The following is a 26,203-nucleotide window of genomic DNA, read 5'->3' on the forward strand; positions in this document are numbered from 1 at the left end:
GTGGTGCGCATTGTGGACCTAGGGCGAGAGAGCAAAGGTGTGGGAGCAAGGCTTGCCCGCGATAGCAGACTGTCATCCAACATTGATGTTGACTGGTCTACCGCCATCGCGGGCAAGCCTTGCTCCCACAAGCCTTGCTCCCACACAAGCCTTGTTCTCACAAAGCTGCAATTTGATACGAAATTTCAAACGAGACAAACAACAAGGGGGCGAATCTTCATCCGCCCCCCGCGTGTCCGCTTAGTCCTGCGGTTCTTCTTCGTCTGCGGCAGCGTCGAGCGGCTGGTCGCCGGTCACGTCGTCGACATCGGCACCCAGGGTGCCGTCGAATGCCGTGCCTTCGCCTTCCTCGCCTTCCAGCTCCTCGCCTTCGACTTCCGATGGCTCCTGCACCCGCTCAAGCCCTACCAGCGTTTCATCGCTGGCCAGCTTGATCAGCGTCACGCCCTGGGTGTTACGGCCCAGGCTCGAGACTTCGGCGACTCGCGTACGCACCAGGGTGCCCTGGTCGGAGATCAACATGATCTCCTCGCCATCGAGCACCTGGACAGCGCCGACCAGACGACCGTTACGGTCGTTGCTGACCATGGCGATCACACCTTGGCCGCCACGCTTGTACTCAGGGAACTCGCTGATGGCCGTGCGCTTGCCATAACCACGCGCCGAAGCGGTGAGGATCTGGCTGCCTTCTTCAGGGATCAGCATGGAAATCAGCTTCTGGCCTTCCGGCAGGCGCATGCCGCGCACACCACGGGCGGTACGGCCCATGGCACGCACGTCGGATTCCTTGAAGCGAGTGACCTTGCCACCGTCGGAGAACAGCATGACCTCACGCTCGCCGTCGGTGATGGCGGCGGAAATCAGCACGTCGCCTTCGTCCAGTTCCAGGGCGATCAGGCCGACGCTGCGCTGGCGACTGAAGGATTCCAGCGGGGTTTTCTTCACGGTGCCGTTGGCGGTGGCCATGAAGATGTAGTGACCTTCGGTGTATTCCTCCACCGGCAGCATGGTGGTGATGTATTCACCATCGTCCAGCGGCAACAGGTTGACCAGCGGACGACCACGTGCGGCACGGGAGGCTTCCGGGATCTCGTAGGTCTTGAGCCAGTACACCTTGCCTTTGCTGGAGAACAGCAGCAGCGTGGTGTGGCTGTTGGCGACCAGCAGGTGAGCGATGTAGTCCTCGTCCTTGACGCCGGTCGCCGACTTGCCTTTGCCGCCGCGACGCTGGGCCTGGTAGGCGGCCAGCGGCTGGGTCTTGGCGTAGCCGCCGTGGGAAATGGTCACCACGCGCTCTTCTTCCGGGATCATGTCACCCAGGGTCAGGTCCAGGCGCGCATCGAGGATCTCGGTGCGGCGCACGTCGCCGTATTCGGCGCGGATCACTTCCAGTTCTTCGCGGATCACTTCCATCAGGCGCGTGGCGCTGTTGAGGATGCGGATCAGCTCGCCGATCTGGTTGAGGATCTCCTGGTACTCGGCCAGCAGCTTCTCGTGCTCCAGGCCGGTCAGGCGGTGCAGGCGCAGTTCCAGGATGGCTTGCGCCTGTTCCGGGGACAGGAAGTACTTGCCTTCGCGCAGGCCGTATTGCGGGTCGAGGTTCTCCGGGCGGCACGAGTCGGCGCCAGCGCGCTCGACCATTGCCACCACCGCGGAGGACTCCCAAGGGGTGCTGATCAGCGCTTCCTTGGCTTCCGACGGCGTTGGCGAGGCCTTGATCAAGGCGATCACCGGGTCGATGTTCGACAGGGCAACGGCCTGGCCTTCGAGAATGTGACCACGCTCGCGAGCCTTGCGCAGTTCGAACACGGTACGGCGGGTGACCACTTCGCGGCGGTGACGGACGAAGGCTTCCAGCAGGTCCTTGAGGTTCAGGATCCGCGGACGGCCGTCGATCAGCGCAACGATGTTGATGCCGAACACGCTTTGCAGTTGGGTCTGGGCGTAGAGGTTGTTGAGGATCACCTCAGGCACTTCGCCACGACGCAGCTCGATCACGACGCGCATGCCGTCCTTGTCGGACTCGTCACGCAGCTCGGTGATGCCTTCGAGCTTCTTCTCTTTCACCAGCTCGGCGATCTTCTCGATCAGGCGAGCCTTGTTCAGCTGGTACGGCAGCTCGGTGATGACGATCTGCTGGCGGCCACCCACCTTGTCGATGTCTTCGACGGTGGAGCGGGCGCGCATGTAAATGCGGCCACGGCCGGTGCGGTAGGCTTCGATGATGCCGGCGCGACCGTTGATGATCGCAGCGGTCGGGAAGTCCGGACCCGGGATGTATTGCATCAGCTCATCGACGGTCAGCTCGGGATTGTCGATGAGGGCCAGGCAACCGTCGATGACTTCACCGAGGTTGTGCGGCGGGATGTTGGTCGCCATGCCCACGGCAATACCGCTGGAGCCGTTGACGAGCAGGTTCGGGATACGGGTCGGCATGACCGCCGGGATCATTTCGGTGCCGTCGTAGTTCGGCACCCAGTCCACGGTTTCCTTGTGCAGGTCGGCCAGCAGTTCGTGGGCCAACTTGGTCATGCGCACTTCGGTGTATCGCATGGCTGCGGCGTTGTCGCCGTCCACGGAACCGAAGTTGCCCTGGCCGTCTACCAGCAGGTAGCGCAAGGAGAATGGCTGCGCCATACGAACGATGGTGTCGTACACGGCAGTGTCGCCGTGGGGGTGATACTTACCGATCACGTCGCCGACGACACGGGCAGATTTCTTGTACGGCTTGTTGAAGTCGTTGCCCAGCTCGCTCATCGCGAACAACACGCGCCGGTGCACGGGCTTCAAGCCATCGCGCGCATCCGGCAGCGCCCGCCCGACGATTACGCTCATTGCGTAGTCGAGGTAGGACTGTTTCAGCTCGTCTTCGATATTGACCGGGAGGATTTCTTTGGCCAGTTCGCCCATGAGAAGCCTGATTCCTTTTTCTGGTGAAACCTCGTCACATCCAGATGGGACGAACGAAGCTCGCCGCTGCAGAACAAGTGCCGTGCAGCGACTTACGACAAATCAACGAGTTATGCCATGGATCTGCGCAGTAAAGGCCACCTCGCGAGGCAGCCTTGGAAACCGCCGGATGTTATCACAAGAGCCGCCACGCACCTATCCCCCAGACGCGCATGGTGCGTAGTTAGTTGACCGGTGACAGGCTGATATGGGATCAGAGGGGCTTAGGAGCGCTGCGGATGGAGAATCAGGGCGAAAATGCAAGGGATTTGTTGCCGTTAAGGGCCTCATCGCGAGCAGGCTCGCTCCCACAAGGATCTTTTGTGTCTGAAATTTCAGACACACCTCCTATCCACTGTGGGAGCGAGCCTGCTCGCGATGGCGGTGGATCAGACACCAAAAGGCCTTCAATGCAACCGCTTGCGGCACATCAACTGCGCCAGCTTCGCGGTGTCCGGGCGCTCGATGATGCCCTTTTCCGTGACGATGACGTCGATCAGGTCCGCCGGGGTGACATCGAATACCGGGTTGAAGGCGTCCACATCTGCGCCGAGCCACTTGCCGCCGATCTCCAGCAGTTCGCGCCCGTCGTGCTCCTCGACCGGGATGTCATCACCACTGGCCAGACTCATGTCGATGGTCGAGCTCGGCGCCACCACCATGAAGCGCACGCCATGGTGCATGGCACAGACCGCCAGTTGATAGGTGCCGATCTTGTTCCCCACGTCACCATTGGCGGCGATGCAATCGGCACCGACGACCACCCAGGTCACACCTTTGGTCTTCATGATGTGGGCAGCGGCGGAGTCGGCGTTGAGGGTCACCGGGATGCCCTCGCGGGCCAGCTCCCACGCTGTCAGGCGCGAGCCTTGCAGCCATGGACGGGTTTCGTCGGCATAGACGCGCTCCACCATGCCTTCAATATATGCACCACGGATGACGCCCAAGGCCGTGCCGAAGCCACCGGTCGCCAGGGCACCCGTGTTGCAATGGGTCAGGATGGCCTGGGCATTGCCCTGGTGCTTGCGGATCAGGTCGACGCCCAACTGAGCCATGGTCAGGTTGGCTTCGCGGTCACTCTCGTGGATCGCGATGGCTTCAGCCTCAAGCACCGCCAGCGGCTCGGCGTGTTCCTTCAAGCGCCCCAACCGGTCGCGCATCCGGTCCAGCGCCCAGAAGAGGTTTGCCGCCGTCGGCCGAGCCTCGGCCAGCAAGGTAAAATCCGCCTCCAGCGCCGCTTGCCAGTCACCGCCTTCGACCATCCTGGCCCGCGCTGCCAGCACGACACCATAGGCCGCACTGATGCCGATGATCGGTGCGCCGCGCACTGCCATCGAGCCAATGGCCTCGGCCACATCGGCGGCACGGGTGCAGGCGATCCAGCTTTCCTCGAACGGCAAGACACGCTGATCCAGCAGGTACAGGACGCCATCGCGCCAATCGATGGCCTTCACCTTCTCCGCAGCCAATAGTCGATCGCGCATCCTTCACCCCGTACTCATGAACAAAAGCCGCCGATTATAGCGATCCCTCCGCGAAGACGCTCGGGTATACTTCGCCATCCTTTATACCCCATGGAACCGTTCCACGATGCCCAAGCCTGCCGTTGCGCTCGACTTATTATTGCTGCCGACCTGGTTGGTGCCTGTCGAACCCGCCGGTGTAGTGCTCAAGGATCATGGTCTGGGCATTCGCGACGGTTGCATCGTGTTCATCGGCCCACGGGCAGAAGCCCTGAAGTGTGATGCCGCCCACGTCCGTGAACTGCCCGGCATGCTGCTCAGCCCCGGCCTGATCAACGCCCACGGCCACGCGGCCATGACCCTGTTCCGCGGCCTGGCCGACGACCTGCCCTTGATGACCTGGCTGGAACAGCACATCTGGCCGGCCGAGGCCAAATGGGTCGATGAAGATTTCGTGCGCGATGGCACCGACCTGGCAATCGCCGAGCAGATCAAGGGCGGCATCACCTGCTTCTCCGACATGTATTTCTACCCCAAGATCGCCAGCGAGTGTGTTCACGACAGCGGTATTCGTGCACAAATCGCGATTCCGATCCTCGACTTCCCGATCCCCGGTGCCGCCAGCGCCGACGAAGCCATTCGTCAGGGCATCGAGTTGTTTGGCGACCTCAAGCACCACCCGCGGATCAAAGTCGCATTCGGCCCGCACGCACCCTACACCGTGGGCGACGAGAACCTGGAGAAAATCCGCGTGATCGCCGAGGAACTGGACGCGGCCATTCATATGCACGTTCACGAAACCGCCTTCGAAGTGCAGCAGGCTGTGGATATCACCGCTGAGCGACCAATGGCTCGCCTGGGACGCCTTGGCCTGCTGGGGCCACGCTTTCAGGCCGTGCACATGACTCAAATCAGCGACGAAGACCAGGCCTTGCTGGTAGAAAGCAATTGCAGCGTGATCCACTGCCCGGAATCGAACCTGAAACTGGCCAGTGGTTTCTGCCCGGTGGAGCGCCTGTGGCAGGCCGGTGTCAATGTCGCCCTAGGCACCGACGGTGCGGCGAGCAACAACGACCTGGATCTGCTCGGCGAAACCCGCACCGCTGCCCTGCTGGCCAAGGCCGTCGCCGGTTCGGCCACGGCTCTGGATGCCCATCGGGCGCTGCGCATGGCCACGCTCAATGGCGCCCGGGCGCTGGGCATCGAAGCGACAGTCGGTTCGCTGGAAGTCGGCAAGGCCGCCGACCTGGTGGCCTTCGATCTGTCGGGCCTGGCCCAGCAGCCGATCTACGACCCGGTGTCGCAACTGATTTATGCCACCGGGCGCGATTGCGTAAAACACCTGTGGGTGGGCGGCAAGCCGCTATTGGAAGATGGCCGACTGACCCGCATGGACGAATCAAGACTGATCGCCACGGCCCAGGCCTGGGGTCGCCGCATCAGCGGCCACAACGAATGACCACGCCCCTTGAGCCGCGGCTCGGGGCACCTGATTTTTCAAGCTTTTCGAGGATCTGCACATGAGTAACGTCGACCACGCCGAAATCGCCAAATTCGAAGCCCTGGCCCATCGCTGGTGGGACCGTGAAAGCGAATTCAAACCGCTGCACGACATCAACCCGCTGCGGGTCAACTGGATTGACGAACGGGTCAACCTGGCCGGCAAGAAGGTGCTCGACGTCGGTTGTGGCGGCGGCATTCTCAGCGAAGCCATGGCCCAGCGCGGGGCGACGGTGATGGGCATCGACATGGGCGAAGCGCCACTGGCGGTTGCACAACTGCATCAACTGGAGTCGGGCGTCAGCGTGGAATACCGGCAGATCACCGCCGAAGGCCTGGCCGAAGAAATGCCTGGCCAATTCGACGTGGTCACCTGCCTGGAAATGCTCGAGCACGTGCCAGACCCGTCCTCAGTCATCCGCGCTTGCTTTCGCATGGTCAAGCCGGGCGGGCAGGTGTTTTTCTCCACCATCAACCGCAATCCGAAGGCCTACCTGTTCGCCATCGTCGGCGCCGAATACATCATGAAGCTGTTGCCGCGCGGCACTCACGACTTCAAGAAATTCATCCGCCCTTCCGAACTGGGCGCCTGGAGCCGTGCGGCCGGGCTGACCGTCAAGGACATCATTGGCCTGACCTACAACCCGCTGACCAAGCACTACAAGCTGGCCGCCGACGTTGACGTCAACTACATGATCCAGACCCTGCGCGAGGAGTAAGTCGATGCGTCTCAAAGCGGTTCTTTTCGACATGGACGGCACGCTGCTCGACACCGCGCCGGACTTCATCGCCATCTGCCAGGCCATGCGCGCCGACCGTGGCTTGCCACCGATGAACGCCCAGCACATTCGCGACGAGATTTCCGGCGGCGCCCGGGCGATGGTCGCGGTGACCTTTTCCATGGACCCGGAATCACCGGGGTTCGAGGAACTGCGCCAGGAATTCCTCGACCGCTACCTCAAGGATTGCGCGGTCCACAGCCACCTGTTCGACGGCATGGCCGAGGTGCTGGCCGATATCGAAGCGGCCAACCTGATCTGGGGCGTGGTCACCAACAAGCCGGTGCGTTTCGCCGAGCCGATCATGCAGCAACTGGGCCTGGCCGAACGCTCGAAAGTGCTGATCTGCCCTGACCACGTGAAAAACAGCAAGCCAGACCCGGAACCGCTGACCCTGGCGTGCAAGCTGCTCGACCTGGACCCGGCCAGCGTGCTGTTCGTGGGTGATGACCTGCGGGACATCGAGTCCGGTCGCAGCGCCGGCACCAGGACGTGTGCGGTGACCTACGGCTACATCCACCCGGACGATAACCCCCGGCACTGGGGCGCGGATGTGGTGATCGATCACCCCTCGGCGTTGCGCGAGGTGCTGGATAACGCGTTGTGCAGTTGCTGATGTGACTGTTGTTGCAGTGAAGGGAGTGATGTGGGAGCAAGGCTTGCCCGCGATGAAGGCGATGCGGTCTTTCAGGAATCGAGGCGCCTGTTTCGCGAGCAAGCTTTGCTCCCACATTGCGGAGATAAATCTCCTCGCCACAACAGCTTCTGCCAACCGATTGATTTGTTGAGGTTCTTTTATGTTTGATTATTCCGCCCGCCCCGACCTGCTCAATGGCCGGGTGATCCTGGTCACCGGCGCCGGTCGCGGGATCGGCGCCGCTGCGGCGAAAGCCTACGCCGCCCACGGTGCCACCGTGCTGCTGCTGGGCAAGACCGAAGCCAACCTGACCCAGGTCTACGATGAAATCGAAGCGGCCGGTCATCCGCAGCCGGCGGTGATCCCGTTCAACCTCGAAACCGCGCTGCCTCATCAGTACGATGAACTGGCGGCGATGATCGAAACCGAGTTCGGTCATCTGGACGGCCTGCTGCACAACGCCTCGATCATCGGCCCGCGTACGCCGCTGGAGCAGTTGTCCGGTGAGAATTTCATGCGGGTGATGCACGTCAACGTCAACGCGATGTTCATGCTCACCAGCACCTTGCTGCCCCTGCTCAAGCTGTCCCAGGATGCGTCCGTGGTGTTCACCTCCAGCAGCGTCGGGCGCAAGGGCCGGGCGTACTGGGGCGCCTACGGCGTGTCCAAGTTCGCCACCGAGGGGCTGATGCAGACCCTGGCCGACGAAGTCGACACCGTTGCCGCCGTGCGCGCCAACAGCATCAACCCCGGCGCCACCCGCACCAGCATGCGCGCCCAGGCCTACCCGGGGGAAAACCCGCTCAACAATCCGACGCCCGAGGAGATCATGCCGGTCTACCTGTACCTCATGGGCCCGGACAGCACCGGCGTCAATGGCCAGGCGTTCAACGCGCAATAATGAGCCCGACCGGTGTCGTGACGATTTACCGTCGCGACACCGGCCCAGGTCGATGCCCAACGAGGCGAACCGCCAACTCCACGTCGCCGAGCCTGCCATAACTTGCTGACAAGCTATTGATTTACAATCGGTTTTTATAGAAGTGAACCGAATGGCACGACTTTCGCTCTAAATATCCTCAAACACGCCATGTTCGGCGGGTAACGGACATCGAGACGAGATTTATGCCTGACAGGGAAAGCGGACTAAACTTAGCTCAATGGTCCTACGGGACTGAAGGACCAGTACGACGCGCAGCCCAAAGCCGCCACACCCAACCTGCCAGGACAGATTTAGCTTAGGGGCTAACGCCATATGAAAACGCCCACCCAGATCAACGCGATTGACTTCGACAGCGCCAAATTGCAGCGTCTGGGTCTTGGCCAGCCATCGCCGCTCGCGGCACGCTCCGTCAGTCTTTCGCAATTGCGCCAGCAACTGAGCCAGCAATTGCAGACCAGCCTGGAGCCACAGCGCATCCTTGGCCTGTTTTTCCGGGAAATCCAGCGGCTGGTGCCCCTGGATGCGTTGGCCTATCAGCATAAGGCCAGTGACCTGCGCCTGGAGTTCGGACAACGCGGGCATCACACCCTCAGCTATAACCTCAGCCATGAAGGCGAACACCTGGGTGAACTGGTATTCCGTCGCAACCAACGCTTCACCGAGCCGGAACAGAGCGACCTTGAATCCATCATGTCGACGCTGCTGTACCCTCTGCGCAACGCGCTGCTCTACCGCGCCGCCACCCAAAGCGCCCTGCGCGATCCGCTGACCGGTACCGGCAACCGCATCGCCATGGACCAGACGCTGATGCGTGAAATCGACATGGCCAAGCGTCATTCCCAACCCTTGTCAGTGCTGATGCTCGACATCGACCATTTCAAGCGCATCAACGATAGCCATGGTCATGGCGTTGGCGATGAAGTGCTCAAGGCCGTGGCCGAGTCGATCAAGAGCCAACTGCGCAACGTGGACATGGTGTTCAGGTTCGGCGGTGAAGAATTTCTGATCCTGCTGGCCAATACCAGCCGGGATGCTGCAGCCATGGTCGGTGAACGGCTGCGCTACGCCGCCCAGGCCCAGGATTATTTCGCCGCGAGCACAAGGATCGAGCTGACGGTCAGCCTGGGGTGCGCCACCCTGCTGCCGGGGGAATCATCGGAAAGCCTGCTGCGCAGGGCCGACAGCGCGCTATACGTGGCCAAGCGCGAAGGCCGTAACCGACTGGCAATGGCCGGCTGAAGCAACGAAAGAATATAAGAACACCGACATCCTTGTGGGAGCGAGCTTGCTCGCGATGACGGTCTGGCAGTCAACCTCCCCGTCGACTGTCAGACCGTTTCGCGAGCAGGCTCGCTCCCACATGGGTTGTGGCTATCTGTTGGGGTAGAAATCAGCTCTCCGCCAGTGCCAGGCGCTCGCGGGTGGATGAAGACTTGCTTACCGTCTCCGAGTGCTCCAGTTGCATGCAACGCTCCAGGAACAGGTACATGTAGTCATAGCTCTTGCACACGGCCTGGCGCAGCTCCGTTTGCAGGGTCTTGCTTGGGTTCATCCCCGCCAGCGTACAGATGATTTCCAGCGCTTCCCAAGGATGGGCATCGTCGTACTGGGCATGCATCTTCAGCCATTTCATCGCCCGTTTGCGGTCTTCCTCGGCGAAAGCGGCCGCGTAGACACCGCTGGAACACACCAGCGCCGACCACTCTCCCGTGGCCCCCTCAATGGCATAGTTGGTCGCGGCAATGGCCACGATCAGCGAATCCGAGGAACTGGTGTGCCAGCACCAGTGGCTCAAGGCATGCAGCTCAGGCGGCACATGCTGGGCTTGCAGGTCTTCCAGGGTCACGCCATGGGCGGCGCTCCAATTGACCCAGTAGTCGGCATGGTTGAGTTCGACACGAATGTTGCGCATCAGCCAGCGACGCGCCATGTCCTCGCCGGGGTGGCGGGCAAAGCGGGTCTTGGTGAGGTTCTGTGCCATGTATAAAGCGAACTGTTCGACGACCGGCCAACCACCAATGAGGTAGTGGCGCATGGTCCTGGCGCTGAGCTTGTTGTCGCGCATGCGCTGATACAGTTCGTGTTCGACAACCCGGCGCTTGCTCTCGCTGCAATCGGTAATGAGCTGCTGTGCCCATTTCGGATAGCTCGTGGCGTCCATGAGCGGGCCTGTTCGGTTGAATATGTCGATCACTGTCGGGCTCCTTTTGATTGTGATTTTCCAGATCAACAAGAGGTTCAGCGGAACGTGCCGGGGGCCTTGAATAACAACGGCTGGGGCCTGGCCGGCCGACATTGCAACGTGTCACAGGTAAACAATTGCGGGCGTTCGATCACATACCCCTGAGCGTAATCCACCCCTATTTCCAGCAATGCCTGCTCGATCTGGGCGGTTTCAACAAACTCGGCAATCGTGCGCTTACCCATGACGTGGCCGATGTGATTGATCACTTCGACCATTGCACGGTTAATCGGGTCGTCCAGCATATCCTTTACGAAACTCCCGTCGATCTTCAGGAAGTCTACAGGTAAATGTTTCAGGTAAGCGAATGAAGACATTCCGGCGCAAAAGTCATCCAGCGAGAAGTAGCATCCCAAGCCCTTGAGTTCATTGATAAAGCGAATTGCACTGCCCAAATTCGAAATAGCGCTGGTTTCTGTAATTTCAAAACAAATCATTTCTGGCGGAATCGAATAAGCCGCGAACTGTTTACGCAAAAAGTCGAGGAACGCTTGATCTCCGATCGTTGTGCCTGACAGATTGATCGCACACATCGCCATGGGCCCCGGTCGCGAATCATTCAGGCACTGGCGGATGATCTTGAAGACATTCTCCACCACCCAACGGTCCAGGGAGGTCATCAGGCCATAGCGTTCCGCTGCGGGAATGAAGCTGTCCGGCAGGATCATCCGCCCGGCTTCGTCATGCAGGCGCAACAGGATTTCAATGTGTCCACCGCCATGATCGCCCGGGCCCAGCGCGGCGATTTCCTGGGCGTAGAGGCAGAAGCGGTTTTCCTCCAGGGCCATGTGCAGGCGCTGGACCCAGGCCATCTCGCCAAAGCGCAGGGACAGCTCCGAGTCGTCGGCATGATAGACCTGGACCCGGTTGCGGCCCTTTTCCTTGGCCATGTAGCAAGCCATGTCGGCAGCCCGCAGGGACGCCTCCAGGGTCGTCGGCGTCTGGGCGATATGCACCAGGCCGATACTGACGGTGGTCACGAACGGCCGGCCCTTCCAGACAAAGTGAAGGTTCTGCACGGTCTGGCGCAGCCCTTCGGCGATTTTTTCCGCCGCGTCCGGCGAGCAGTTCTCCAGCAGGATCCCGAACTCATCCCCGCCCAGCCGGGCCAGGGTGTCGTTTTCCCGCAGCCCTGATTGCAACAAGGCGCAGATATGCCGCAGCAATTCGTCGCCTGCTGCATGGCCGCAGGTATCGTTGACCAGCTTGAACTGGTCCAGGTCGAGAAACATCAAGGCATGGCGCCCGACCTGGCGAGTGAGGTTGTGCAAGGCCTGCTCGAGGCGATACTCGAACTCCCGACGGTTGGCCAGGCCAGTCAGGGCGTCATGGGTGGCCTGCCACGACAGGTTGGCGATGTATTGGCGTTCCTGGGTCATGTCATGCAACACCAGCACCGCGCCGCTGACCTTGCCGGCATGGCGGATCGGCGCGCCCACCAGGGTGACCGACACGGTGCTGCCATCCAGGCGCTGGATCAGTTTCGAATGTTCGCTGGCGGCGCTGAGCCGGCCGCTGAGGATGTGCTCGATCAGGGTCAGCCCCTCGGTCTGGGCATTGTCATCGAGCAAATTGAACAGCGCGGCCAGGGGTAAGCCCGAGGCGTGTTCGGCTTTCCAGTGGGTCATCGCTTCGGCAGCGGGGTTCATGTAGGCGATGGCCCCTTCGACGTCGGTGGTGATGACCCCGTCGCCAATGGATTGCAGGGTGATCTGCGCCCGCTCTTTCTCCATCTGCAGCGCATTGGCAAACACCTGCCGCTGGGCGAGCAGTTTATGGGTACGCAACAACGCCAGGACGATCAACCCCAGGGCGGTGGCGAAATTGGTCACCAGCAAAAGCCGCAGAATGAACCGCGAGCCCTCGCCCAGTGCGTCGCTGAATGCCTTGGCGGCCGGGGTGACGGAATCGTTGATCGCAAAGATCTGGGCCTTCCAGCCGCGGATATCCACCTCCGTCGCCTGGCCTGCGGTAATGCTGCTGTGCATCTGTCGGGCGACGCTATCCAGCTCGATCAGGTAGCCGTCGCCCACCGTCCAGAGATCGATGGCTTCTTCCAGGTAACTGAAGTGACGGAAATTGAGGTACAACCAGATCACGCTGGACACGTCGTCAGGATGGTTGCCGCCTTTGAGAATCCCGAGCCGTGCCGCTTCCAGGTCCGGCGGTTCGCGGTCCAGCGCCACCCGTAGTTCATGGCCGCCTTCAGGTACGGCGATGGCTTGCTGGTACTTGCGGAAAATCGCCTCGTCGCGGCTGTCGGCGTAGAGGTTGAGGTAATAGATGGCGTCTTTCTGGCCCTTGGACCAGAGACTCTCCCCCGCCACGTAGCCGCGAACGGCGGACAGCACGTAAAGGCTGACGCCGCCAAGCAATGCCTGAAAGAGCACGACGGCGATAAAGGGCCAGACGATGCCCAGCAGCCGTGGTGTTGCGAGAGTCTGCTTTTGCTTCATGAGGTCCCTTGCACAGGTATTGCTGGACGAACACCCGCCAGAATTCCGCTCCTGACTCAATAGCCTAGGCTAGTTTTCACCCCTTCGAATGAATGGATGAACAGATCGACAGGCTTTGCGTGGAATTCGGAAAGATCGGCGTGTTTGCCTGCTTTTTTTCCGATACTAAGCGCAGAAAAACTCGGGAAACTCAAGGCTGCTGTATCTGTTGCAAATGACCGTAGAGTCGAGCGTAGAGGCCTCCTTCGGCAATCAACTGCAAATGGTCACCGTCCTCAGCGATTTGCCCTGCGTCGAACACCAATACCCGATCGGCCTGCTTCACCGCCGAGAGCCGGTGGGCGATGATCAGCGTGGTGCGCGCACTCAAAAAGCGCGCCAGTGCCTGGTGAAGGTTGTACTCGGTGGCAGCGTCCAGTGCCGAGGTGGCTTCGTCGAGAATCACCACCCGTGGGTCGGCCAGTACCATGCGGGCGATGGCCAGCCGTTGACGCTGCCCGCCCGACAGCCGCACCCCGGAACGTCCAACGACGCTCTCCAGGCCCTGGGGCAGCGCCCGTACGGTAGCATCGAGCTGGGCGATTTCCAGTGCTCGCCAGCAGTCGGCGTCACTGCACTCACGGCCCATGGCGAGGTTGGCCCGCACCGTGTCGTTGAACAGCGCCGGATGTTGCAACACCACTGCAACATTCTCGCGGATGGTCTCCAGGCCGATCTCCTGCTGCGTGGCGCCGCCGAAACGAATGCTGCCCGATTGTGGCGTGTAGAGCCCCAGTAACAACTGCACCAGGGTGCTCTTGCCGCCGCCGCTGGCACCGACAATGGCGACTTTCTCGCCCGGCGAGATGGACAAGTTCAACTGGTTGAGCACCAGCTCCTCGCCGTAACCGAAACTCAACCCCTGGATATCGATGCCCACGGTGTCACGGCCCTTGAACGGATCGACGCCGCCCGTGTACTGCGGCTCGTCGGCCCGGGCCAGCAGTTCATTGATTCGACTCAAGGCGCCGCCGGCAGCGTAATAGGCGTACTGCAAGTTCAACAGTTGCTCGACCGGCCCGATCATGAACCAGAGGTAGCTGAACACCGCCAGCATCTGGCCGATGGACAGGTCGGAGAACACCACGGTGAGCATGGCCGCTGCGCGAAAAATATCGATGCCGAACTGAAACAGCAAACCACTGGCGCGGTTCGAGGCGTCGGTTTTCCACTGCGAACTCACGGCGTAATCACGGACCTCCTTGGCACGCATCCCCAAACGACCAAGGAAATAACCCTGGCGGTTACCGGCGCGCACTTCCTGGATGGCATCCAGGGTTTCGGTCAAGGCCTGGGTGAAGCGTGAGGTGCTGTCGTTCTCCAGTTTCTTGAGGTGCTTGACCCGCTTGCCCAACTGCACCGTGGCATAGATCACCAGCGGGTTGAACAGCAGGATCAGCAGCGCCAGCTCCCAGTGCATCCACACCAGGATCCCGGCGGTGCCCACCAGGGTCAACATCGCCACCAGGAAACGGCTGAGGGTTTCGCCGATGAATTTGTCGAGGGTGTCCAGGTCAGTGACCAGGTGGGCCGCCACGGTGCCACTGCCCAGGCTTTCGTACTCGCCCAGGGAAATTCGCTTGAGCCGTTCGATCAAGCGGATGCGAATGCGATAGACGATGTCCTTGGCCAAGCGGGCGAACAAGCGCGCCTGCAGCACATTGAACAGCAATGCGCCACAGCGCAGGGCCAGGGTCACCAGCAACATCAGCCCAATGTAGCCAGCCGCGCGCTGCCACTGCGTGGGCAATGCCTGGTTCATGACTTTCAGGGCCGCATCGCCATGCCCCAGCAGCACTTCATCCACCAGCAGCGGTAACAGCAACGGGATCGGCACGCTGCACAGTGTCGCCAGCACGGCCACACCGTTGGCGATCCACAGGGCTTTTTTATGCTTGAGGGCCAGTCGACGGATTTGTGCCCAGCTCAACCGGTCGATGCGCTGCGAAGCCGATGTATCTGGCGGCCAGTCAGGCACAGGCCGCGCGCTCCAGCCAGCGGCCAAGCAAAGGCGACAGTTGGCTCAGGGGCTGGTAACCGTTGGTCAGCAAGGCCAACTGGCCATCACGCTCGGCCAACAGTGTGGGGAACCCGGCAATGCCCAAGTCCTGTACCCAGGTGAAATCCGCAGCGGTAGCCGCATGTTGATCGGCACGGTCGAAGGCCGCAGCGAATTCGATGCGTGGCAGCCCGGCCTGTTCGGCCAGCTCCACCAGCACGCTGGCGTGAGTGACGTCACGGCCTTGCACATAAAAAGCCTGCTGGATCAGCTTCACCAGCTTCCAGGCCAGGTCTGGAGCCAGGCTGCGGGCCGTCACCAGTGCCCGGCAGGCAGGCTCGGTGTCATAGACGAAACCGTCCGGCAACGCGCCTTCAAGCTTGAAGGGCTGGCCGGTGGCCTGGGTGACCGCCTGCCAGTGTTCAAGAATGTAGCGCCGGGTGGTCGGCTCCAGCGCCGAACCGCTGCCGGTGCGCAAACCGCCCACCACCAGGTGCAACTCCACCCCTGCGGCCTGCGCCTGCTCTACCAACGCCTCGGCCACCGGCGCAAAGCCCCAGCACCAGGAACACATCGGGTCCATCACATAGAGCAGGCGTGACGCCATGGTTCAAGCCTCGGAAGATGTTTGCTTGTAGTTGTAGCCGATCGGGTGCGGCATGTTGCGCGCCTTGGCCAACTCGATCTGCTTCTGCCGGTCGATGGCGCTGCGACGGGTCTTCTCGCTCAGTTTATCCCAGCAGTGCGGGCAGCTGATGCCAGGCACATAGTGCTCCGAGGCGCGGTCTTCTACGCTTACCGGGGTACGACAAGCGTGACATTGATCGTAGTCCCCTTCGCTGAGGTCGTGGCGAACAGTTACGCGGTTGTCGAACACGAAGCAGTCGCCGCGCCACTTGGTTTCTTCCTGAGGGACCTCTTCGAGGTATTTCAGGATGCCGCCCTTGAGGTGATAGACCTCGTCGAAACCCTGGCCGAGCATGTAGCTGGAAGCTTTTTCACAACGAATGCCGCCGGTGCAGAACATCGCGACTTTCTTGTGCCTGGCCGGGTCGAAGTTGGCCTTGATGTACTCGGGGAACTCACGAAAGCTGGTGGTCTTGGGGTCGATGGCGCCTTCGAAGGTGCCAATGGACACTTCGTAATCGTTGCGGGTGTCGATCAACAACACTTCCGGATCGCTGATCAGCGCGTTCCAGTCCTGCGGTTCGACATAGGTGCCGACCTGCTTGTTCGGGTCCACGCCATCGACGCCGAGGGTGACGATTTCTTTCTTGAGCTTGACCTTGGTGCGGTAGAACGGCTGCTCATCGCAGTACGACTCTTTATGGTCGATGTCGATCATGCGCGGATCGTTCTTGAGCCAGGCCAGCAGGCCGTCGATGCCTTCGCGAGTGCCGGAGACCGTGCCGTTGATGCCTTCGTCGGCGATCAGCAACGTGCCTTTGATGCCGTTGTCGAGCATGGCCTTGAGCAAGGGCTCACGCAGTTCGACGTAATCTTCAAGGGTGACGAACTTATACAGTGCCGCCACGACAATGGGTTGTGCCATGGGTGTTTCTCCAGGTGGCTACCCTCGTAAAGGGTGAACCGGATGCGAAAAAAAACGCGCCGGGTGAGCGGCGCGTTACGGATTCTAACAAAAAACAGGGGGGTTGCAGACAGCGATTGCTGTGGGCAACAGTGCCGTGAGGATCACGCTGTGAGAGCAAGACCCTGTGGGAGCAAAGCTTGCTCGCGATGCAGACACCTCGGTTTTTGAGAGACCGCATCAACTTCATCGCGAGCAAGCTTTGCTCCCACAGGGGCTCACTCCCACAGAGCTTTGCTCCCACAGGGGCTCACTCCCACAGAGCCTTGCTCCCACAGGGCTTTGCTCCCACAGATTCAAGGCTTTGCCATCCACCGCAGCCCAATCAGTGCTTGCTGCCACCGGCACACGTCGGCGAAGCCGGGGCCGCGTCGATCTGCGCCCATTCTTCGGGGGTGTAGGTGTGCAGCGCCAACGCATGGAACTCACCCATCAGCTCGCCCAGCGTGCCGTAGACCTTCTGGTGGCGCTTGACGCGATTGAGCCCTTCGAACTGCTGGCTGACCACCACGGCCTTGAAGTGGGTCTGCAGGCCACGGCTGTGCATGTGGCTTTCATCCAGCACTTGCAAGTGCTCGGGCTGCAGGAGCCCGAGTGTCGATTCGATGCGTTGTTGCATGCTCATACCAGGCTCCGCTTACGGCTTTTTCTTGGCTGGGGCGGCTTTTGGCTCGAGCTCGGCCGTCATGTCCGCGAGCAGTTTGTTGACCACCGGGACCGCGCTTTCAAGCTTGGCCTGGGTCAGTTGGGCCGATTGCTGGGTCAACTGCGGCATTTTCTCGAGGACTTTCTTGCCCAATGGCGATTGGTAGAAAGCAACCAGGTCCTTGAGCTCCGATTCGCTGAAGTTGCTGGTGTAGAGCTTGACCATGTCCGGCTTGAGCTTGTTCCAACCGATGGCCTGGTCCAGCGCGGCATTGGCCTTGGCCTGGTAGGTTTCCAGGGTGGCTTTTTTCGACTCAGGGGCCTTGGTCTGTTCAAAGCGCTGGGCAAACATCTGCTGCACTTGCATGTACACCGGAGTGCCCAGTTTGTCAGCGTGCGCCAGGGTCAGGAACGCTTCGGCGCTGGCGTTGTGGCTGGCGGTATCGGCGAAAACAGGGCCGCTGGCACACACCAGAGCAACTGCGGTACAGATGGCACGAAGACGGGTCATCGAGTTTCCTTTCATTACAGGCGAGGTAAAACCCCAAGGGCGACCATTCTGCGCCTAAAAAACGCCGGGCCTCAACCCCGGAGCTTGTCGGGTCCGATTGACGGGCCGAACCCACCGCTCCTGGATTGAGGAATGATTGAGGGAACCGGAACCGCCCATCTGGGCCTAAACTGCGCATTCAGCCCTTAAGGAGTTTGACCCGATGAGCCGTATCGAAACCGACAGCCTTGGCCAGGTTGAAGTCCCGGACGATGCCTACTGGGGCGCCCAGACGCAGCGTTCCATGATCAATTTCGCCATTGGCAACGAACGCATGCCGCTGTCGGTGTTGCACGCCTTGGCACTGATCAAGAAAGCCGCCGCGCGGGTCAATGATCGCAATGGCGACCTCCCCGTCGACATCGCCCGCCTGATCGAACAGGCCGCCGACGAAGTGCTGGCCGGCCAGCATGACGACCAGTTCCCGCTGGTGGTCTGGCAGACCGGCAGCGGAACCCAGAGCAACATGAACGTCAACGAGGTGATCGCCGGGCGCGCCAACGAACTGGCCGGCAACCCGCGCGGTGGCAAGAGCCCGGTGCACCCCAACGATCACGTCAACCGCTCGCAGAGCTCCAACGACTGCTTCCCCACCGCGATGCACATTGCCGCCGCCCAGGCCGTCCACCAGCAATTGCTCCCGGCCATCAGCGAGCTGTCCGGCGGCCTGGCGGAACTGGCGGCGCGCCACATGAAACTGGTCAAGACCGGCCGCACCCACATGATGGATGCCACGCCGATCACCTTTGGCCAGGAATTGTCGGCGTTCATTGCTCAACTCGATTACGCCGAACGAGCGATCCGCGCCGCGCTGCCCGCAGTCTGCGAACTGGCCCAGGGTGGCACGGCGGTCGGCACCGGGCTCAATTCACCCCATGGTTTCGGCGAAGCGATTGCCGCTGAACTGGCGGCGCTGTCGGGCCTGCCGTTCGTCACCGCACCGAACAAGTTTGCCGCCTTGGCCGGCCATGAACCCCTGACCTCGTTGTCCGGCGCACTGAAAACCCTCGCCGTGACCTTGATGAAGATCGCCAACGACCTGCGCCTGCTGGGCTCCGGACCCCGGGCCGGGTTCGCCGAGGTGAAACTGCCAGCCAACGAACCGGGCAGTTCCATCATGCCGGGCAAGGTCAACCCGACCCAGTGCGAAGCCTTGTCGATGCTGGCCTGCCAGGTCATGGGCAACGACGTGACCATCGGTTTTGCCGCCAGCCAGGGGCATTTGCAGTTGAACGTGTTCAAACCAGTGATCATCCACAACCTGCTGCAATCGATTCGCCTGCTGGCCGACGGCTGCAGCAACTTCCAACAGCACTGCATCGCCGGGCTCGAGCCGGATGCCGAGCAGATGGCCGCGCACCTGGAACGTGGGTTGATGCTGGTGACGGCGCTGAACCCGCACATCGGCTACGACAAGTCTGCAGAAATCGCCAAGAAAGCCTACGGCGAAGGGCTAACCCTGCGTGAGGCGGCGCTGCAACTGGGGTACCTGACCGATGAAGAGTTCGATGCCTGGGTGCGGCCTGAGAATATGCTGGAGGCGGGTAGCCAGGGTTAAACGCCATCCCCCTGTGGGAGCGAGCCTGCTCGCGATGAGGCCGGCAGGCTCGACATCTCTATTGCCTGTCAGGCCACCATCGCGAGCAGGCTCGCTCCCACAGCGGGCTAACGCCCGACAGCCAAACGCTCGCGCCGGGCCTTGAGCCCGGCGATCAGCGACGGGCCCAGGGCAACCAGCGCCGACCCCAGCACCACCAGCACCGCCCCGCCATACCCCAGCAGATTGATCTGCTCGGCATGGACATAATCAGGCCACCACCAAGCCGCCATCGCCACTGCGGCGAACGTCACCAGCGGCGTGATCGCCAGCGTCGCGCTGACCCGCGAAGCTTCCCAATGGGCCAAGGCTTCGGCAAACGCGCCATAGGCAATCAGCGTGTTGAGGCAGCATGCGAGCAACAGCCAGCCTTGCAACGGGCTCAATTGCAGCGCCTCCAACGGATGCACCCAGGGCGTGAGCAGCAACGCGCAGAACAGGTAGATCACCATCATCACCTGCAACGAATTCCACACCGTCAACAATTGCTTCTGGCCCAGGGCATAAAACGTCCAGACCGTCGACGCCAACAACACCATCAAGACCCCGGCGGTGTAGTCGCTCAGGGACGTCAGCAACTCGCCCAGGCGCTGGTTGAAGAACAGCGCGAAACCGATCAGCAGCACCAGCAGGCCGATGCCCTGCCCCACACTGAACCGCTCCTTGAACACGAACAGGCTGGCGACCAGCAACATGATCGGCCCCATCTGCACCACCAATTGCGCGGTGCCGGGGCTCAGGCGGTTCAGGCCCATCAGGTAAAACACGTAGTTGCCCACCAGCCCGAGCACCGCCATCGCCACCAGCCAGCCGCCGCGTGGGCCAAGGACCTTGCAACTGGGCAGGCGCCGGGTGGCCGCCAAATAGATGAACAACAAACCGCCGGACACCATCAAGCGAAACCAGGTCACGGTGACCGGGTCCATCACTTGCAGCACTTGCTTGAGCTTGATCGGCAGGATTCCCCAGAGCAGGGCAGTCAGCAGGGCGAGGAACAGACCGTAGACCCAGCGACCGGACGATATGTGCATACAACCCTCGAAGCCCAAGACAAAGGACGTTCATTCTAGGCGTCTATTGCGTCACGACACAGGGACAGTTGGGCAGAGGCCGCCCATGGGATTGTAGGGGTCGTAGCCGTCGATCGGCTGGACAGGCGGGAATCAGGGACAACACATATGCTCATTTTAAACAGACCTCGCTGTACTCTGGAGACCCGACATGCTTGGAAAACGCGCCTTGGATCCTGCCCCTACGACTATTTTTCGCAGTGATCGGATCTGCCGGGTTAACGGCGAGTTTTATTTCAATACACGTGAGGGCACCCAGGAGGGTCCGTTCGCCACCCGCGAGGCGGCAGAAATGGAGATCGAAGCGTATATCCAGCGGATGCAGCAGCTGACTCAGGTTGCCAGCTAAACACTCTCACGGCTGGCGCAGCTCCTTGTGGCGAGGGGATTTACCTGTGGGAGAAACGCCCTGTGGGAGCAAAGCTTGCTCGCGATGCAGACACCTCGGTTTGAGAGACCGCATCAACTTCATCGCGGGCAAGCCTTGCTCCCACAGAGATAAATCCCCTCGCCATAAATAATCCCCTCGTCAGCGCCCGGTTATCTAACCGCCTCAAACAACCCCGTAGCCCCCATCCCGCCGCCCACGCACATGGTCACGATGCCGTAGCGCAGGTTGCGCCGCTGCAGCTCGCGCACCAGATGCCCCACTTGCCGCGAGCCGGTCATGCCGAATGGATGGCCGATGGAGATCGAGCCGCCGTTGACGTTGTACTTTTCGGGATCGATTTCCAGCCGGTTGCGGCTGTACAGACACTGGGAAGCAAACGCCTCGTTGAGTTCCCACAGGTCGATATCGGCGATCTGCAAGCCCTTGGCCTTGAGCAGCTTGGGCACTGAAAACACCGGGCCGATGCCCATCTCGTCCGGCTCGCAACCGGCCACGGTGAAGCCGCGAAAAAACGCCTTGGGCTTGAGCCCCAGCGCCAAGGCTTTTTCCAGGCTCATCACCAAGGTCATCGAGGCCCCGTCGGACAACTGCGACGAGTTACCCGCCGTCACCGAACCGTCTTCGGCGAACACCGGTTTCAGGCCTGCCAGGCTTTCGTAGGTGGTGTCCGGGCGATTGCAATCGTCGCGATCGACCACACCGTCGAGGATCTGCACAGCGCCCGTGTTCTTGTCCTCGACCCGGTACTTGACCGCCATCGGGATGATTTCGTCATCGAACAACCCGGCCGCCTGGGCCTTCGCGGTGCGTTGCTGGCTCTGCAAGGCGTAGCGGTCCTGCTCCTCGCGGCTGACCTGGTAACGACGGGCAACGATCTCGGCCGTCTGGCCCATGGGAAAATAGATCCCGGGCACCTGCTCCTTGAGCAGCGGATTGATCAGGTTGTCGGTGTTGACGCTTTTCATCGTCAGGCTGATGGATTCCACGCCGCCCGCCACGATGATGTCGCTGCAACCGGAAGCGATCTGGTTGGCGGCGATGGCAATGGCTTGCAGGCCCGAGGAGCAGAAACGGTTAAGGGTCATGCCGGCCGTGCCGATGCCCAATTGCGAGAGCACCGCCACGTTGCGCCCGAGGTTGTAGCCCTGGGCACCTTCATTGGACCCGGCTCCGACGATGCAGTCCTCGACACTGGCCGGGTTGATGTCGTTGCGCGCCAGCAAGGCATCGACACAATGGGCCGCCATGTCGTCTGGACGGGTCATGTTGAACTTGCCGCGAAAGGACTTGGCCAGGCCGGTCCGTACGCTGTCGACGATCACCACTTCACGCATGGCTGTACCTCACTGTTGGAGTCGGTTGAGAGTGAATCGAGCATAAATCCACTGCATAACCGACTGCGACAATCATTCACCCCGCGTATGCGTGCCCATCGCCCTAGCCCTTCTTGTTCTTGCGAGCCTGTTTTGCAGTCCGCTCGAAAGCTGCCTCCAGCGCCTGGTTGAGGGTGCGCAACACCTTGACCCGCGCCCAGCGCTTGTCGTTGGCTTCCACCAATGTCCAAGGGGAAATCTCGGTGCTGGTGCGGTCGACCATGTCGCACACCGCCGCGCGGTAGGCGTCCCACTTGTCGCGGTTGCGCCAGTCATCCTCGGTGATCTTGAAGCGCTTGAACGGAATCTCCTCACGCTCCTGGAAACGCTCCAGCTGGGTTTCCTTGTCGATGGCCAGCCAGAACTTGACCACCACCACGCCGGCATCGGCGATCTGTTCCTCGAAGTCGTTGATTTCACCGTAGGCCCGCAGCCAGTCGGCCTGGCTGCAAAACCCTTCGACCCGCTCCACCAGCACCCGGCCGTACCAGGAGCGGTCGAACATGGTGAACTTGCCCCGCGCGGGAATATGCCGCCAGAACCGCCACATGTAGGGGTGGGCGCGCTCTTCTTCAGTGGGCGCGGCAATCGGCACGATGCTGTATTGGCGCGGGTCCAGGGCCGCCGCAACCCGTCGGATCGCCCCGCCCTTGCCTGCCGCGTCATTGCCTTCGAACACCGCCACCAAGGCATGCTGGCGCATGCGTTTATCCCGCAGCAGGCCGGCGAACCGCGCCTGCTCGGTGATCAGTTGCTCTTCGTAGTCGGCCTTGTCCAGGCGGCGAGTCATGTCCAGGCTGTCGAGCAGCGTGACCTGGCCGTCCAGCGCAGGCAACGGCGCCACGTTGACCTTTTGCGGCTTGATCTTCGACCGGTCCAGGGCCTGTCGCAAGCCGTCGAGCAGGATCCGCCCGACGGTGAGGCTGCGATAACAGCTGTCCATGCCTTCGATGACATGCCACGGCGCGTAATCGCGACTGGTGCGGCGCAGCACACGCTCGCCGTATTTGACGAACTTGTCGTAGGTCTGGGACTGCTGCCAGTCCAGCGGGCTGATGCGCCAGCTGTGCAGCGGGTCATCCTTGAGCCCCTTGAGCCGGGCCTTCATCTGTTTCTTGGAGAGGTGGAACCAGAATTTGAAGATCAGCGCGCCTTCATCGCAAAGCATTTTCTCCAGGCGCTCGGCACCGGCAATCGCCTGGTCGAGCCGCGGGTCCTTGAACTCGCCATGGACCCGGCCTTGCAGCATCTGGCTGTACCAGTTGCCGAAGAAAATCCCCATGCGCCCCTTGGCCGGCAGCATCCGCCAGTAGCGCCATGCCGGAGGCCGCGCCAGTTCCTCGTCGGTCTGTTGGTCGAAGGTGCGCACTTCGATCAGCCGCGGGTCCATCCACTCGTTGAGCAACTTCACCGTCTCGCCCTTGCCCGCGCCTTCGACGCCGTTGATCAACACGATGACCGGAAACCGGCCCTGCTGCTGCAACTCGAATTGCGCCTCCAGCAGCGCTTCACGCAGGGCCGGCACCTCGGCCTCAAAGGTGTCTTTATCGATGACATGACCGATTTCAGCGGATTCAAACATGGGCAGCTCCTTCCAAGGATGGCTCAAGACTAGCGGATTGGATGCGGCCCGGCGTAGTGATCGTTCCAACGCTCCGCGTGGGAATGAAGCCAGGGACGCTCCGCGTCCCAAAAAAGCCGAACGCGGAGCGTCCGTAGAGGCATTCCCACGCGGAGCGTTGGAACGATCGACAAGCAGACGAGGTAATCCAATCGGCTAGAATGGCCGCTCAGTTTTGACCGAGCCAGCCATGACGCCCATCCAGCAACACGCCCAACTCGACTGGGATGATCAGGGTCGCCCGCGTTCGCGGGTGTTCGACGATGTGTATTTTTCCGACCAGTCGGGGCTGGAAGAAACCCGTTATGTGTTCCTTGAGCAGAACAACCTGGCCGAGCGTTTCGCGGCCCTGGCCGATGATGGGCGGCTGGTGATCGGCGAAACCGGATTTGGCACCGGCTTGAATTTCCTCTGCGCCTGGCAACTGTTCGAACAGTGTGCACCGGCAGGCGCCCGTCTGCATTTTGTCAGTGTCGAGAAGTACCCCTTGAGCCCCGAGGACCTGCGCCGGGCGCTGGCCTTGTGGCCGCAACTGAGCCTTCAGGCGGAGCAATTGCTTGAGCAGTACGTGGCGATCCACCAGGGTTTCCAGCGCCTGGTCCTGGCGGACGGACGGGTGACGCTGACCCTGTTGATCGGCGATGCCCTGGAGCAGTTGCCGCAACTGGACGGGCAGATCGACGCCTGGTTCCTCGACGGTTTTGCGCCGGCCAGGAACCCCGAGATGTGGACCGCCGAGCTGTTCGCCGAACTGGCCCGGCTGGCCGCCCCCGACGCTACCCTCAGCACCTTCACCAGCACCGGTTGGGTCCGGCGCTTGCTGAACGCGGCGGGCTTCAAGATGAAGCGCACGCCGGGCATCGGTCATAAGTGGGAAATCCTGCGCGGTGTGTTTCTTGGCTGGCCGGAGCAGACACCGGCGCCGTCTGCAGCAAAACCCTGGTACGCCCGCCCCGTGCTGCCAACCGGCGAACGCCGGGCCCTGGTGATCGGCGGCGGCCTGGCCGGTTGTGCCAGCGCCGCGAGCCTCGCCGCGCGTGGCTGGCAGGTGACGCTGCTGGAGCGTCATGCCGGGTTGGCCGAGGAAGCTTCCGGCAACCCCCAGGGCGTGCTGTACCTCAAGCTGTCAGCCCACGGCACCGCGTTATCGCAGATGATCCTCAGCGGCTTCGGCTACACCCGGCGTGTGCTGGAGCAACTGCAACGCGGCATTGACTGGGACGCCTGCGGCGTCTTGCAATTGGCCTTCAACAACAAGGAAGCCGAGCGTCAAGCGCAACTGGCCGAGGCGTTCCCCAGGGATTTACTGCATACCCTCGATCAGTCCGAGGCCCAGCTTCGGTCCGGCATCGGCCTGGCCTGTGGCGGTCTGTTTTACCCCGAGGGCGGCTGGGTGCATCCGCCGGCGTTGTGTCGCTGGCAAGCCTCGGGCACGACGATTGACGTGCAGCCCCATCATGAAGTGTTGTCACTGCGCCGCGTGGACGGCCAGTGGCAGGCATGGGACGGCGAACGCTGCCTGGCCAGCGCGCCGGTGGCGATCCTCGCCAGCGCCGCCGAAATCAAACGTTTCGAACCGGCCGCCGACTTGCCGCTCAAGCGCATTCGCGGGCAAATCACCCGACTGCCGCAAACCAGCCGCAGCCAGAGCCTGGCGACCGTGGTGTGCGCCGAAGGCTATGTGGCTCCGCCGCGGCTGGGCGAGCACACCCTGGGCGCCAGTTTCGATTTCAACAGCGTCGACCTGACGCCCACGGTCGCCGAGCACGCCGGCAACCTGCAGATGCTCGAAGAAATCTCCCAAGACCTGGTGGACCGCCTGAACGCTGGCAGCCTGGACCCGGAACACCTCGAAGGTCGCGCGGCGTTCCGTTGCACCAGCCCGGACTACCTGCCGATTGTCGGACCGTTGGCGGACCGCCAGGCCTTTACCGAGGCCTATGCGGCCCTCGGCAAGGACGCCCGCCAGGTGCCGGACACTGCCTGCCCGTGGCTCGACGGCCTGTACATCAACAGCGGCCACGGCTCCCGCGGCCTGATCACCGCCCCGCTGTCGGGCGAACTGATCGCCGCCTGGCTGGACAACGAACCCCTGCCCCTGCCCCGCAGCGTGGCCGAAGCCTGCCATCCGAACCGGTTCGCGTTGCGGGCATTGATTCGGGGTAAGGCCTAACACCGATTATTGACCCGCCACTAACCCTGTGGGAGCTGAGCTTGCTCGCGATGGCGTTGGATCAGCCTACTTAGATGCCGACTGATCCACCGCCATCGCGAGCAAGCTCAGCTCCCACAGGTTCGCTTATCTTTGAAATCCCGTGGCAGACTAGCCCCCTACCCCGCCGGCTTATAACGCATCGA

Annotated in this window: 20 protein-coding genes; 8 read left to right on the top strand and 12 right to left on the bottom strand. The window is 61.7% G+C overall.

Going from position 1 to position 26,203, the window contains the following annotated elements; translation table 11 throughout:
* Positions 1 to 240: 240 nt before the first annotated feature.
* Both gyrA and mtnA read right to left on the bottom strand, forming a co-directional pair.
* The gene (gene gyrA, locus B0E42_RS04445) at positions 241 to 2,910 is read right to left on the bottom strand and encodes a DNA gyrase subunit A (RefSeq protein WP_018602945.1); all 2,670 of its coding nucleotides are present in this window, start codon (positions 2,908 to 2,910) and stop codon (positions 241 to 243) included.
* A 446-nt stretch (positions 2,911 to 3,356) separates the two neighbouring features.
* Positions 3,357 to 4,433, bottom strand: a complete 1,077-nt coding sequence (gene mtnA / locus B0E42_RS04450; RefSeq protein WP_053178527.1) for an S-methyl-5-thioribose-1-phosphate isomerase — start codon at positions 4,431 to 4,433, stop codon at positions 3,357 to 3,359.
* Between the two features lie 106 nt (positions 4,434 to 4,539).
* Here mtnA and B0E42_RS04455 point away from each other — a divergent pair, with 106 nt between their 5' ends.
* From B0E42_RS04455 to B0E42_RS04475, 5 genes are all read left to right on the top strand, one after another.
* On the top strand, positions 4,540 to 5,871 hold the full coding sequence (locus B0E42_RS04455; RefSeq protein ID WP_077505825.1) for a TRZ/ATZ family hydrolase: 1,332 nt from the start codon (positions 4,540 to 4,542) through the stop codon (positions 5,869 to 5,871).
* 61 nt (positions 5,872 to 5,932) lie between these two features.
* The gene (gene ubiG, locus B0E42_RS04460; protein WP_014337219.1) at positions 5,933 to 6,631 is read left to right on the top strand and encodes a bifunctional 2-polyprenyl-6-hydroxyphenol methylase/3-demethylubiquinol 3-O-methyltransferase UbiG; all 699 of its coding nucleotides are present in this window, start codon (positions 5,933 to 5,935) and stop codon (positions 6,629 to 6,631) included.
* A gap of 4 nt (positions 6,632 to 6,635) precedes the next feature.
* Positions 6,636 to 7,307 carry an N-acetylmuramic acid 6-phosphate phosphatase MupP gene (gene mupP, locus B0E42_RS04465; RefSeq protein WP_077505827.1) on the top strand — a complete coding sequence of 224 codons (672 nt, stop codon included), beginning with the start codon at positions 6,636 to 6,638 and terminating at the stop codon, positions 7,305 to 7,307.
* 181 nt (positions 7,308 to 7,488) lie between these two features.
* Positions 7,489 to 8,229 (top strand): YciK family oxidoreductase, encoded by a 741-nt coding sequence (locus B0E42_RS04470; protein ID WP_018602937.1) that lies wholly within the window; start codon positions 7,489 to 7,491, stop codon positions 8,227 to 8,229.
* Between the two features lie 354 nt (positions 8,230 to 8,583).
* Positions 8,584 to 9,510, top strand: a complete 927-nt coding sequence (locus B0E42_RS04475; protein WP_018602935.1) for a GGDEF domain-containing protein — start codon at positions 8,584 to 8,586, stop codon at positions 9,508 to 9,510.
* A 151-nt stretch (positions 9,511 to 9,661) separates the two neighbouring features.
* Here the strand turns inward: B0E42_RS04475 and B0E42_RS04480 are convergent, their stop codons facing one another.
* The 7 genes from B0E42_RS04480 to B0E42_RS04515 form a co-directional block, all read right to left on the bottom strand.
* Positions 9,662 to 10,432: a TenA family transcriptional regulator gene (locus tag B0E42_RS04480; protein WP_371915888.1), complete on the bottom strand. Its 771-nt coding sequence runs from the start codon at positions 10,430 to 10,432 to the stop codon at positions 9,662 to 9,664.
* 77 nt (positions 10,433 to 10,509) lie between these two features.
* Positions 10,510 to 12,969 (bottom strand): EAL domain-containing protein, encoded by a 2,460-nt coding sequence (locus B0E42_RS04485; RefSeq protein WP_018602931.1) that lies wholly within the window; start codon positions 12,967 to 12,969, stop codon positions 10,510 to 10,512.
* Between the two features lie 190 nt (positions 12,970 to 13,159).
* The gene (locus B0E42_RS04490; protein ID WP_077505829.1) at positions 13,160 to 14,986 is read right to left on the bottom strand and encodes an ABC transporter ATP-binding protein; all 1,827 of its coding nucleotides are present in this window, start codon (positions 14,984 to 14,986) and stop codon (positions 13,160 to 13,162) included.
* The gene (locus B0E42_RS04495) at positions 14,979 to 15,581 is read right to left on the bottom strand and encodes a DsbA family protein (protein WP_174553541.1); all 603 of its coding nucleotides are present in this window, start codon (positions 15,579 to 15,581) and stop codon (positions 14,979 to 14,981) included. Before B0E42_RS04495 ends, B0E42_RS04490 begins: the two co-directional genes overlap by 8 nt.
* A gap of 36 nt (positions 15,582 to 15,617) precedes the next feature.
* Complete coding sequence (locus B0E42_RS04500; protein ID WP_077505831.1) at positions 15,618 to 16,559, bottom strand: rhodanese-related sulfurtransferase; 942 nt, start codon at positions 16,557 to 16,559, stop codon at positions 15,618 to 15,620.
* A gap of 364 nt (positions 16,560 to 16,923) precedes the next feature.
* Positions 16,924 to 17,223: a BolA family transcriptional regulator gene (locus B0E42_RS04510; protein WP_014337210.1), complete on the bottom strand. Its 300-nt coding sequence runs from the start codon at positions 17,221 to 17,223 to the stop codon at positions 16,924 to 16,926.
* Positions 17,224 to 17,235: 12 nt separating this feature from the next.
* Positions 17,236 to 17,754 (bottom strand): DUF2059 domain-containing protein, encoded by a 519-nt coding sequence (locus B0E42_RS04515; protein WP_018602923.1) that lies wholly within the window; start codon positions 17,752 to 17,754, stop codon positions 17,236 to 17,238.
* 202 nt (positions 17,755 to 17,956) lie between these two features.
* On the opposite strand from B0E42_RS04515, the gene B0E42_RS04520 reads away from it, so the two are divergent.
* Positions 17,957 to 19,351, top strand: coding sequence for a class II fumarate hydratase (locus B0E42_RS04520; RefSeq protein WP_014337208.1), 1,395 nt, complete (start codon positions 17,957 to 17,959; stop codon positions 19,349 to 19,351).
* A 107-nt stretch (positions 19,352 to 19,458) separates the two neighbouring features.
* Here the strand turns inward: B0E42_RS04520 and B0E42_RS04525 are convergent, their stop codons facing one another.
* Positions 19,459 to 20,421 (bottom strand): DMT family transporter, encoded by a 963-nt coding sequence (locus tag B0E42_RS04525; RefSeq protein WP_077505835.1) that lies wholly within the window; start codon positions 20,419 to 20,421, stop codon positions 19,459 to 19,461.
* Positions 20,422 to 20,611: 190 nt separating this feature from the next.
* Here B0E42_RS04525 and B0E42_RS04530 point away from each other — a divergent pair, with 190 nt between their 5' ends.
* On the top strand, positions 20,612 to 20,809 hold the full coding sequence (locus B0E42_RS04530) for a DUF6316 family protein (RefSeq protein WP_018602915.1): 198 nt from the start codon (positions 20,612 to 20,614) through the stop codon (positions 20,807 to 20,809).
* 191 nt (positions 20,810 to 21,000) lie between these two features.
* Here the strand turns inward: B0E42_RS04530 and B0E42_RS04535 are convergent, their stop codons facing one another.
* Positions 21,001 to 22,185: a thiolase family protein gene (locus B0E42_RS04535; protein ID WP_018602913.1), complete on the bottom strand. Its 1,185-nt coding sequence runs from the start codon at positions 22,183 to 22,185 to the stop codon at positions 21,001 to 21,003.
* 103 nt (positions 22,186 to 22,288) lie between these two features.
* Positions 22,289 to 23,806, bottom strand: coding sequence for a polyphosphate:AMP phosphotransferase (gene pap, locus B0E42_RS04540; RefSeq protein ID WP_077505837.1), 1,518 nt, complete (start codon positions 23,804 to 23,806; stop codon positions 22,289 to 22,291).
* 229 nt (positions 23,807 to 24,035) lie between these two features.
* Here pap and mnmC point away from each other — a divergent pair, with 229 nt between their 5' ends.
* Positions 24,036 to 26,018 (top strand): bifunctional tRNA (5-methylaminomethyl-2-thiouridine)(34)-methyltransferase MnmD/FAD-dependent 5-carboxymethylaminomethyl-2-thiouridine(34) oxidoreductase MnmC, encoded by a 1,983-nt coding sequence (mnmC, locus tag B0E42_RS04550; RefSeq protein WP_077505839.1) that lies wholly within the window; start codon positions 24,036 to 24,038, stop codon positions 26,016 to 26,018.
* Positions 26,019 to 26,203: the final 185 nt, after the last annotated feature.

It is taken from the genome of Pseudomonas sp. A25(2017), from assembly GCF_002001065.1.
GTDB classification, from domain to species: domain Bacteria; phylum Pseudomonadota; class Gammaproteobacteria; order Pseudomonadales; family Pseudomonadaceae; genus Aquipseudomonas; species Aquipseudomonas kilonensis.